This is a genomic window from Arthrobacter sp. Br18 (assembly GCF_000520555.1).
GTDB lineage: Bacteria > Actinomycetota > Actinomycetes > Actinomycetales > Micrococcaceae > Arthrobacter_D.
The window spans coordinates 5,255-14,936 of sequence record NZ_KI914887.1; the positions used below are offsets into that span (position 1 = coordinate 5,255).

The 9,682-nt window shown below is 65.8% G+C and carries 12 protein-coding genes and 1 pseudogene; 8 read left to right on the top strand and 5 right to left on the bottom strand.

Annotated features, from left to right (window positions below; all coding sequences use genetic code 11):
- Window positions 1-439 (top strand): HAD-IC family P-type ATPase (locus Y704_RS22915; protein WP_035772993.1); only part of this gene is annotated, 439 nt, incomplete at its 5' end.
- On the opposite strand, the gene Y704_RS21710 is transcribed toward Y704_RS22915, so the two are convergent.
- Window positions 389-1,423, bottom strand: coding sequence for an EamA family transporter (locus Y704_RS21710; protein WP_253904363.1), 1,035 nt, complete (start codon window positions 1,421-1,423; stop codon window positions 389-391). The genes Y704_RS22915 and Y704_RS21710 overlap by 51 nt on opposite strands.
- Window positions 1,424-1,523: 100 nt before the next feature.
- Between Y704_RS21710 and Y704_RS0114990 the strand changes: the two genes are divergently transcribed.
- On the top strand, window positions 1,524-2,075 hold the full coding sequence (locus Y704_RS0114990; protein WP_026550723.1) for a CGNR zinc finger domain-containing protein: 552 nt from the start codon (window positions 1,524-1,526) through the stop codon (window positions 2,073-2,075).
- Window positions 2,076-2,100: 25 nt separating this feature from the next.
- Here the strand turns inward: Y704_RS0114990 and Y704_RS23585 are convergent.
- Window positions 2,101-2,688 (bottom strand): annotated as a pseudogene (locus Y704_RS23585) (LysE/ArgO family amino acid transporter); the annotation flags it as partial.
- A gap of 256 nt (window positions 2,689-2,944) precedes the next feature.
- Between Y704_RS23585 and Y704_RS21715 the strand changes: the two are divergent.
- Window positions 2,945-3,901 carry a hypothetical protein gene (locus Y704_RS21715; RefSeq protein WP_051477178.1) on the top strand — a complete coding sequence of 319 codons (957 nt, stop codon included), beginning with the start codon at window positions 2,945-2,947 and terminating at the stop codon, window positions 3,899-3,901.
- 128 nt (window positions 3,902-4,029) lie between these two features.
- Here the strand turns inward: Y704_RS21715 and Y704_RS0115000 are convergent, their stop codons facing one another.
- Window positions 4,030-4,422: a hypothetical protein gene (locus tag Y704_RS0115000; RefSeq protein ID WP_026550724.1), complete on the bottom strand. Its 393-nt coding sequence runs from the start codon at window positions 4,420-4,422 to the stop codon at window positions 4,030-4,032.
- A gap of 102 nt (window positions 4,423-4,524) precedes the next feature.
- Complete coding sequence (locus tag Y704_RS0115005) at window positions 4,525-5,892, bottom strand: MATE family efflux transporter (RefSeq protein ID WP_026550725.1); 1,368 nt, start codon at window positions 5,890-5,892, stop codon at window positions 4,525-4,527.
- 98 nt (window positions 5,893-5,990) lie between these two features.
- Here Y704_RS0115005 and Y704_RS0115010 point away from each other — a divergent pair, with 98 nt between their 5' ends.
- The 3 genes from Y704_RS0115010 to Y704_RS0115020 all read left to right on the top strand — a co-directional run bounded on the left by Y704_RS0115010 (window position 5,991) and on the right by Y704_RS0115020 (window position 8,088).
- The gene (locus tag Y704_RS0115010; protein ID WP_026550726.1) at window positions 5,991-6,344 is read left to right on the top strand and encodes a hypothetical protein; all 354 of its coding nucleotides are present in this window, start codon (window positions 5,991-5,993) and stop codon (window positions 6,342-6,344) included.
- A gap of 108 nt (window positions 6,345-6,452) precedes the next feature.
- The gene (locus Y704_RS21720) at window positions 6,453-7,715 is read left to right on the top strand and encodes an MFS transporter (protein WP_035772984.1); all 1,263 of its coding nucleotides are present in this window, start codon (window positions 6,453-6,455) and stop codon (window positions 7,713-7,715) included.
- 1 nt (window position 7,716) lies between these two features.
- Window positions 7,717-8,088 carry an ArsR/SmtB family transcription factor gene (locus Y704_RS0115020; protein WP_051477174.1) on the top strand — a complete coding sequence of 124 codons (372 nt, stop codon included), beginning with the start codon at window positions 7,717-7,719 and terminating at the stop codon, window positions 8,086-8,088.
- Window positions 8,089-8,233: 145 nt separating this feature from the next.
- Here Y704_RS0115020 and Y704_RS21725 read toward each other — a convergent pair whose 3' ends face one another.
- Window positions 8,234-8,689 carry an HD domain-containing protein gene (locus tag Y704_RS21725; protein WP_081747693.1) on the bottom strand — a complete coding sequence of 152 codons (456 nt, stop codon included), beginning with the start codon at window positions 8,687-8,689 and terminating at the stop codon, window positions 8,234-8,236.
- A gap of 63 nt (window positions 8,690-8,752) precedes the next feature.
- On the opposite strand from Y704_RS21725, the gene Y704_RS22920 reads away from it, so the two are divergent.
- Window positions 8,753-9,403 carry a CHAD domain-containing protein gene (locus tag Y704_RS22920; protein WP_081747694.1) on the top strand — a complete coding sequence of 217 codons (651 nt, stop codon included), beginning with the start codon at window positions 8,753-8,755 and terminating at the stop codon, window positions 9,401-9,403.
- Window positions 9,404-9,446: 43 nt separating this feature from the next.
- Window positions 9,447-9,682: transposase (locus Y704_RS0115035; RefSeq protein WP_026550729.1), on the top strand; the 236-nt coding region annotated here is incomplete at its 3' end.

Here is a 9,682-nt window from a genome sequence, read left to right on the forward strand (position 1 = left end):
GGTGGCGGAGGCCGTCGGGATCGACCCCGCCGACGTCCGCGCCGGCGTCCTGCCCGAGGGCAAGGTGGCGGCCATCCGAGAGCTGCAGGCCGCCGGTGCCACGGTGGCCATGGCCGGCGACGGCGTGAACGACGCCGCTGCGCTTGCCCAGGCGGATCTGGGGATCGCGATGGGATCGGGCACCGATGTCGCGATCGAGGCGGCCGACCTCACTGTCATGGCCAACAGCCTGGAGCAGGTGGCCCAGGCGATCGAACTGTCGCGGAAAACGCTGGGCACCATCAAGACCAACCTCTTCTGGGCGTTCTTCTACAACACTGTGGGCATCCCGGTGGCGGCACTGGGCTTGCTGAACCCCATGCTGGCCGGGGCGGCGATGGCCGCCAGTTCAGTGCTCGTAGTGCTCAACTCGTTGCGGCTGCGGAGCTTCGGGAAGTGAGTGGACGTGGGGCATCGGCTCGGCTCCCGCCAGCTCGATTCCCTGCGGCCCGTGCGGCCCGTCCGGGTTTCCAGCGCCTGAGCGGAGCTCGTCCACCCGCACGCACACCACGCCGGCCACGATGAGCAGGCCGCCGAGGAGCTGGATGAGCCCGGGCAGCTCGCCGAGCACCAGCCAGGCCGCGACGACGGCGAAGAGCACCTCGGTGAGCGCCACGAACGATGCCACCTTGGAGCCGAGCTTCTGGGCCGCCAGGATCCCGGTGACGTACGCGGCGACCGTGGAAATCAGCACCAGCACGGCCACGGGAACCAGCCAGCTGAAGCGCGCTCCGGCGATGGTCACGTCGGTGAACGCGAACTCGAAGGGCATCACGTTCGTCAGCCCCAGCAGGAGGATGGTGAGCGCACCGATCACCATTCCACCGCCCGCCATCACGAGCGGCGGCAGCGAATCGTCGATCTTCGCCGACATCAGGAAGAAGACCATGAGGCACACGGCCGCGGCCAGTCCGTACAGCACGCCGATGGGGTCCAGCCGTGTGTCGCCGGCAAGGTCGAGCACCAGCAGCAGGCCGAGGATCGCCACCACCGATCCGGCAGCGGTCAGGCGATGGGGTGCCCTGCGGGAGCGGATCCACAGCCAGCCGACAATCAGCACCGGGGCCAGGTATTCGAGGAGCAGTGCCACACCCACGGAGAGGCGCTCCACCGCGTTGAAGTAGAAGAGCTGGCAGAGGGCGATCGCCGTCATCCCGTAGATGGTGAGGGTCAGCGCGTTGCCCCGCAGCGTGGACCACCGGCCGCGCAGGGCGATGAGGACGGGCACGAGCAGCACGAGGGCCGCCCCGCCGATCCGGACGCCGACGGCGGCTCCCGGGCTCCACCCGATCTCGAGGAGCGCCTTGGCGAAGGGGCCCGACATCCCGAAGGTCGCAGCGGACAGCACCGCAATCCAGAGGCCAGAGGCGGCGCGCGTGTTCACAGGGTGAGTCCTTACTGTGCGGGTCCGCGGGCCATTAGGTGTCATGACCGTCGGATGGTTATGGTAGTGACACTAACGCCCGGAATCGTCAGGAGTCAACATGTCATTCACCCATGACACCGAGGTTGCCCTTATCTCTGCGGCGGCACTCATCAACACGGGAAAAGAGGACCCGGACCAGCTGCGGACGCCGGCCGATCTCGACACCTTCCTCACCGAACAGAGGTTCTCGGGCTCGCGCACCCACACCCGGGCAGAGCTCGACGCCGTCCGGGCCCTGCGCGCCGAGCTGGAAATCCTCTGGTTCGCGCAGGAGGACGACGCCGTCGGGCGCGTGAACGGCATCCTGCGCCGGGCCGACGCCCTGCCCCAGCTGGTGCGCCACGACGACTGGGACTGGCACCTCCACGCCACCGGGCCGGAGGCGCCCCTGGAGGCACGGATGGCCACCGAAGCAGCCATGGCCCTGATCGACGTGATCCGCAGCCACGAACTGGACCGCCTCCGGAGCTGTGCGGCGGACGACTGCGACGGCGTGGTGCTGGACCTCAGCCGTAACCGCTCCAAGCGGTTCTGCGACACCGGCAACTGCGCCAACCGGATGCACGTGAAGGCCTACCGGGCGCGGAAGGCCGAGTCGGCGTCGCTGTGACGGGTTCAACGGCGGGATCACTGAGAACCAGATTGATGGCAAAGGCGAGCATCACCACACCGGTAGCTAGATCTACTGCCCGCCAGGTGCGCGGGCTGCTGAGCACCTCGGACAGCGCCCGGGCCCCATACCCCAGTGCGGGGAACCACACGGCGCTTCCTACCACAGCCCCTGCCGCGAAGACCCAGCGGGCATCATTGCCGTACTGGTTGGCGAGACCGCCCAGCAACACCACGGTGTCAAGATAGACGTGGGGGTTCAGGTAGGTCACGGCCAGGGTGGTAGCCAGTACTGGTCCCCGAGACCGAGGAGCCTCAGCGGTCAAGGATGACGGTCTGTGCGCAGCCGCAAAACACCGTGCCGCCCACCATGCCAGGTAAGCGGCCCCGCCCCACTTCAGGATGATCAAGGCTGCAGGGACCCCTGACACCAATGCCCCGATCCCGAAAGTGCCCCCCAGGATCAATATCGCGTCGCTGGCAATACAGAGCACCACCACCATGCCGACATGCTCGCGGCGGAGGCCTTGACGCAGTACGAAGGCGTTCTGTGCTCCGATGGCGAGGATCAATGCGAGGCCGGTGATCAGCCCTGCACTCCAAATGCTCCACATAGTTTTGACCGTAGGTTCATGGGATTTTCAGGAACGCACTCCGAAGCGACACCTCCGGGTCAATCTAGCCAGGGCGCCGTTACCGCAGCGTTATTGCTTTGCCCCGGGCATTCTGAAAGATGCTGCGCGCGTCCCAGCCATAGATCAACTTGAGGCCTTCCAGACATCCAGACATCCAGCTCTATAGAACACCATCCATATTTTTGGATATATGTTTATGGTGTTGTATGGAAAGCAGGCTGAACACGCCGGTTTCATGACCGTCTCGTTGGAGGGCCGGGACGCCGACGGCGGTCCCGAAGCTGTTCGGGCCAAGCTTGCCCGGAACCTTCTCCAGGCGGGCCGGAAAGCCAATCGGAGAGGTATCGCGGCTGGGCTGAAGACCAGCCTGGGGAGCATTGCGTCGTTCTCAGCGAAACTCGGAGTCACCGGCATCGACATCGGGGTGGAGCTCAACACCGGGCGCGCGGACTCCGGCTCTATCGAGGTCGATCTGGAAGAAATGGTCGAGGATCTCTCGACCGCCCTTGCCGAACAGCAATCCGCATTGGTCTTCATCATCGACGAGATGCAGGACCTGGATAGGTCGCTCGTGGCCGCGCTCCTCAGTGTTCAGCACCAGGCCGGCCAAAGAGAGTGGCCCTTCTATATCGTGGGCGCTGGATTGCCGAACCTGCCCTCCATCCTCGCCGGAGCCCGAAGCTACGCCGAGCGGCTCTTCACCTATCGGCAGATAGGAGCGCTGCCTCCTGACGCCGCGTCCTCAGCTCTTCTGGCTCCTGCCGCCAAATACGGGGCCACCTTCGAACCAGCGGCACGCGACCTACTGCTCGACGCCTCAGGGTGCTACCCATACTTCATCCAGGAATACGGGTACGCAGCCTGGGAAACCGCACCCGAGAAGACAATCACGCTTCAGGATGCCGAGATCGCCGCCGCCATCGGACGCTCACAACTCGACCAGGGATTTTTTCCCTCGCGGTGGAAGCGAGCCTCAAAGAGCGAGAAAGAATTCCTCAAACTCATGGCCATCGATGGCGACGCGGGTTCGAGCACAGCTGACCTCGCTCAACGGATTGGTCGGAAACAAAGCTCCATGACAATGACGCGGGCGTCCCTCATCACTAAAGGCATTATCTATCCACCCGCCCTCGGGCGCGTCTCCTTCACCGTCCCGGGAATGGCTGACTACATCGAAGGACTCAGCGACTAAAACTGTCCTTCGGACGCGACACCGTCACACCAAGCCCATTTCACGTTGGCTCGCACTGGTGGCAAATGCTGCTGGCTGTGGACCACGTGCCGCTTAGCAATACACAGGAAGGCCCTGACCGCAGAGCCTCAGGCGCCGCTGTCGGGAAGCCGCTGGCCGTAGCGCGGCTGCTCGTCGGCGCCGGGCTGGGCAGCACCGGAGGAACCGGCAGCCGATGTGTCCGCCGCAGGCCGGTCAGGGTTGGCCGACGAACGGTTGACGCCGGACCCCTTGCCCAGGTGCTCGGGGTTGGGGATTTCAGCCATCATGAGCATCGCGCACACCACCAGCGAGACGATGAAGGCAATTCCGCCGGCCGTCAGCCCGAGATCCAGCCGGAACTCCTTGCTTCCGCCGCCCGTGGCGAAGATCGACGTCGCCACGCCCGCCACCAGGCCGAGCACCGCCGAGAACAGAAGCGGTCCCTTGATGCCGTAGCGCATCCTGCCCTGCGTGGGTTTCCCCGGTTGGCTCCTGGCCACGTGCGTTCCTTCCGGTAATGCTTTCCTCGATCGCTTCCACCGTTTCTACAACTGGTAGAACAGACCCTCCTAGTTTACGGCGTCGTCCACCCCCGGCGTACCTTATTCGCTGGCGGCAGATGCGGTGGTGCGCCGCTCGGCGCCGATGACCATCCACTGGTCGTTCCGGACCCGCCACCCCAGGGTGAGCGCGCGGGCCGCCATGTAGCCGAGCCCGAAGGCGGCCCACAGCCAGCCGATCCCCGCATTGCCGGTGAGGTTCGCGCCGTACACCGCGGCGAGCAGCGGAAGGTAGGCTCCGAGGTTCACGACGCCGGCGAGCGCCAGATACCGTGCGTCGCCCGCTCCGATGAGGACGCCGTCGAGTACGAAGACGAGCCCGCACACCGGCTGCGACACGGCGAGAACCCACAGACCGGCGGCGAACGCCGACTGGACGCCCTCATCGGTGGTGAAGATCCAGCCGACGAAGGGCGCGATGATGGCGAGCAGGGCCCCGGTTACAGCTCCGAAACCGAGACCCCACACCACCATGCGGCGGGTGAGCGCGCGTGCCAGCGGCTTGTTGCCCGAGCCGAGTTCCTTTCCGATGAGGGCCTGCGCGGCGATCGCGAGTGCATCGAGGGCGAAGGCGAGGAGGGTGAAAACTGTCATGACAAGCTGGTGCGCCGCCAGCGACAGCGGCCCCTGCGCCGTTGCCACGAACACCGTGGCAAGGATTGCGAAGCGCAGGGTCGCCGTACGGAGCATCAGCCACGAACCGACCGACGCCGTCCTGCGGACGCCCCGCAGCGAGGGGACCAGTGGAACCGACGATGCACGGAGCCCTCTGACCAGGATGACCAGGTAGACCGCGGCCATGCCCCACTGCGTGATGCTGGTGCCGAGGGCGGACCCGGCCACCGACATTCCCGCCCCGTACACGAGGACGTAGTTCAGCACGATGTTGACGCCGAACCCCACGCCCGCGACCACGAGCGGGGTAGTGGTGTCCTGCAGCCCGCGGAGCACTCCGGTGGCCGCGAGCACCACGAGCATCGCGGTGAGGCCCGGCATCGAGAAGCGGAGATAGTCGACGGCAAAGGTGTGCACGTCCCCGTCGGCGCCCATGGCCGACGCGAGCGCCGGAGCGCTGATCCACCCGGCCACCGACAATCCGATGCCCAGGATCAGGGCCAGCCCGACGCCGTCGCGTCCGGCGGCCAGTGCGTCCGGACGCCGGTTGGCGCCGAGCAGCCTCGCAACCGCCGGCGTGGTCGAATACGCAAGGAACACCATGAGCCCCACGGCGGTCTGCAGGACCGTGGCCGCGAGCCCCACCCCGGCGAGTTCCGCCACCCCCAGATGACCCACGATCGCTGAGTCTGCGAGGAGGAACATCGGCTCTGCGATCAGCGCGCCGAAGGCGGGTACGGCAAGCCGGAGGATGGTCCGGTTGAGGTGCCGGTTCCCCCTCGCAGTTTCGCTCACCGCTTCACCCTATAAGCCCGCCGCGGCCGCGGCGATCCGGGCGGAATCGCTTAGGCTTGGAGGACCTGCCCGCACGGGCGCCGATTCCAGGAGAGCACATGAAAACCGGTGTGAAGTACTTCATCGCTGGCGGCATCCTGCTGTTCACCAGCACGCTCTTCGTCCCCGGAGCCGTCTCTGATTTCGCACGCTCCGCAGCCTCCGGCCGGCAGGCCCCTTCGGGGACCGGCCTGCTGTTCGCCGTCGGGATGGTGCTGATCCTTGCCGCAGCGGCCTTGTTGGCACGGGGCTACTGGCTGAACCATCGCGAGAACGCGCGGAGGTCGAGCGCCGGGGGCGATCCGGACGAGCCCCTTCTGCGCCCCGGGTACGGACCGGCTTCGGAGGACCAGAAGCCGTGGCGGGAAAATCCCCTGCGGTACAGGGACGACGGCGGCAATGCCCGGAGCTAGCAGGCACCGATGCGGCATCGGGAAGACCGATCAGCTGATAAGTGAACGTGTGCACGCGTATGCACCTAAGTGATACGTTGTCCTTGTCCGCCATCAGGAGCGTCCACCATGTTCAACGTCTTGCGGGTCAGCGCCTACCGGAACCTCTTCATTGCGCAGGTGGTGGCCCTTCTGGGGACCGGTCTGCTGACGGTCGCGCTGGGTCTGCTGGCGTTCGACCTCGCCGGCGGCCGGGCCGGAGCGGTGCTGGGAACCGCCCTGACCATCAAGATGATCGCCTACGTCTTCGTTGCGCCGGTCATGGCGGCGCTCGTCGAGCGCCTGCCCCGCAAGGCAGTGCTGGTGGCTGCGGATCTGGTGCGCGCGGGCATCGCCCTGGGCCTGCCGTTCGTCGATTCGGTGGAGCAGATCTACCTTCTGGTCTTTCTTCTCCAATCCGCATCAGCCACCTTCACGCCGGCGTTCCAGGCCGTGATCCCGGTGATCCTGCCCGCCGAGAAGGACTACACCCGGGCTTTGTCGCTGTCCCGTCTGGCCTACGACCTTGAATCCCTCCTGAGCCCGCTGCTGGCAGCGGCCCTGCTGACCGTGATGGGGTACTCCAATCTGTTCATCGGCACCACGGCAGGATTCCTGGTGTCGGCGCTTCTGGTGGTCGCCACCCGGTTGCCGGGTGCCGTTCCCCTGCGGAACCAGGGATCGCTGCTTCACCGCACCACGCTGGGTACGCGGATCTTCCTCACCGAGCCGCGCCTTCGCGGCCTGATGGCGCTCAATCTCGTTGTCGCGGCAGGCACGGCGCTCGTCCTCGTCAATACCGTCGTCTATGCGCGCGACGTCTTCGACGGAACGAACAGTGACGTCGCGATCGCCCTGGGCTGCTTTGGAGCCGGCTCGATGCTGATCGCCTTCACGGCCCCGAACCTGCTGGACCGGAGAACTGACCGGTCCTTGATGCTGGCAGGTGGAATCATCCTGCCGGTCGGCATTCTTGCCGCGGCATACCTTGGGGCGACTGAAGGATCCGCGGCGGCACTGACGAATCCTTCCTGGCTGCTTCTGCTCGCACTGTGGGCAGTACTGGGTGCCGGAACGTCGATGATCAACACCCCATCGGCCCGTCTCCTGCGGCGGACCGCGACGGACTCCACGCGCTCCTACCTCTTCACCGCCCAGTTCTCGCTCTCGCACGCGTGTTTCATGCTCACGTACCCGATTGCGGGCTGGGTCGGCGCAGCAGCCGGCCAGCCGCGCGCCGCTCTGCTGCTGGCGGGCATCGCCACCCTGGGAACACTGGCCGCCATCAGGCTGTGGACGCCGGAAGCTCGCGAGGCGAGCGACGCAACGCCCGCCGCGCAGGAGAGGACCTGACGTGAACAGCACCGACCCCGGTGGAAAGATCGGACCCACACCGAGCCTGCACCACCCGGTCACCCCGGACGAGGCCCGCCTCGAGGTGGGTGCCGGAATCTTCCGCATGCTGTCCGACCCGACCCGCCTGCACCTCCTCTGGCTGCTCACGCAGGGTCCGGCCGATGTCACGTCACTGGTCGCCAGGACCGGAGTCCCCCGGACATCAGTCAGCCAACACCTCGCGAAGCTCAGGCTTTCCGGACTCGTCAGCACCCGCAAGGAAAGCCGCAGTGTCGTCTACAGCATCGTCGACGGCCACCTCGGCCGTCTCGTCATGGAAGGGATGAACCACGCGGATCACCGCGTCACCGGCGAACCCACCCACGACTAGCTGCGGCAGCAGTTTCCCGACGGCAACACCGTTCCGGAAATAATCGGTGTGCACAGGGCGCGGTACATCTTGTAGGATGAATTCTGTGAGGCCCTGACCGGATCGGGCGTTTTCCCCCATTTCTCCCGCCCGGTCAGGGCCTTTCCTATGCCTCCAGCGCGGCCAGCTCGTCCTCGAGGTTTCTGCGGGCAGAATCGAGCCACAGTTCCTGCCCGCGACGCGTACGATACAGCGGCTCGATCTCCAGCAGACCGCGGACGACGCCGGCACGCCCTGCGGCAAAGTCAGCATCGGGCACCTGCGAGTATTCCTCCCGGACCGCCGTGACATACCGTGCGTACTCCGCGCGCGGACTGCCCAGCACCGCAAGATCGGCGTCGCAGAGCAGCTCCCCCGCGCGGTCGGCCACCTCCGGGACGTGGGAGATGGTCAGGAGGACAAGCCGCTGCACTTCGGCGGCATCCCGAGCGGGAAGACCGCCGAGGAGTTTCCCGGCGAGCGCAGCCGAATCCTGCTCGTCCTCGCCCGCAACACCGGAGCCGACTTCAGCGATGACCAGGTACAGGCCGAAGCCCTTGTTCCCGAACAGGGCAACCAACACTGGCGTGAATGGGAGATAGAGCTCATCGACGGGTCCAGAGACCTGCTTGAAGCAGGGCAGGACATGCTCACCGCCGCAGGCATCCGTCCCGCCCATCATGGCTCCAAGCTGGCACGCGCCCTGGGTACGCACCTGCACACCATCAGTGAAAGGCCGTCGGCGCCTACAGCGAACGGTCCCGCCAGTGATGTCCTGCTGGCCTACCTTGGTGAGCAGATTTCCGTGCTCAGGCAGCAAGATCCCCGCGTCAGGCTCGACGCCCACGACGCGGTACACCGGATGAGGGTCGCTACCCGACGGATGCGCTCGGTTCTGGCGACCTACCGCACACTACTCGAGGACGCCCAGACGGTGGGCCTCCTGCGCGCTGAGCTGAAGTGGCTGGCCGGGGTCCTCGGTCAAGCACGGGACGCGGAAGTCATGCACGGACGCCTCAAAGACATGCTAGGCAAAGAACCAGTCGAACTCCTCATGGGCCCGGTCGCACGCAGGGTCGATATAGAACTCGGAGGCGGCTACCGAAAGGCCCACACCCAAGTATTGGAGGCGCTGGACGAGCAACGCTACTTCCTCCTGCTCGACATGCTCGAGTCCCTGATGTCCGCCCCGGCGTTGACGCCACTGGGCACAAAGCCCGCGCGCCGGATAATTCCCACATTGATCAACCGAGACATCAAGCGGCTCCGTGCAGCAGTCCGGGAAGCCCGAAACTGAGGTGTATCAATGATGTGAGACACGGTTTGAGAGGATTGTGCTTATGTCTGAGAAAAAGTCTCGGCCGGTCTTTACCGCCGAGTTCAAGGCCGATGCTGTGGAGCTGGTGCTGACGTCGAAGGAATCAGTGTCGGCCGTAGCCCGCCAGCTCGATGTTTCCGATGGGGCGCTGCGCCGGTGGGTAAAGGATTTCAAACTTGAGCACCCCGAGCACGATGACGGGATGCCAGGGCCGGTGGACTGGCAAAAATACAAGGCCCTCGAAGCACGCAACCGTGA

What these genes read in the sequence shown, in the direction of transcription:
- Y704_RS0114990 (WP_026550723.1), top strand. Translation starts at nt 1,524, where the DNA reads ATGTCATTCACCCATGACACCGAGGTTGCCCTTATCTCTGCGGCGGCA.
- Y704_RS21715 (WP_051477178.1), top strand. Translation starts at nt 2,945, where the DNA reads ATGACCGTCTCGTTGGAGGGCCGGGACGCCGACGGCGGTCCCGAAGCT.
- Y704_RS0115010 (WP_026550726.1), top strand. Translation starts at nt 5,991, where the DNA reads ATGAAAACCGGTGTGAAGTACTTCATCGCTGGCGGCATCCTGCTGTTC.
- Y704_RS21720 (WP_035772984.1), top strand. Translation starts at nt 6,453, where the DNA reads ATGTTCAACGTCTTGCGGGTCAGCGCCTACCGGAACCTCTTCATTGCG.
- Y704_RS22920 (WP_081747694.1), top strand. Translation starts at nt 8,753, where the DNA reads ATGCTCACCGCCGCAGGCATCCGTCCCGCCCATCATGGCTCCAAGCTG.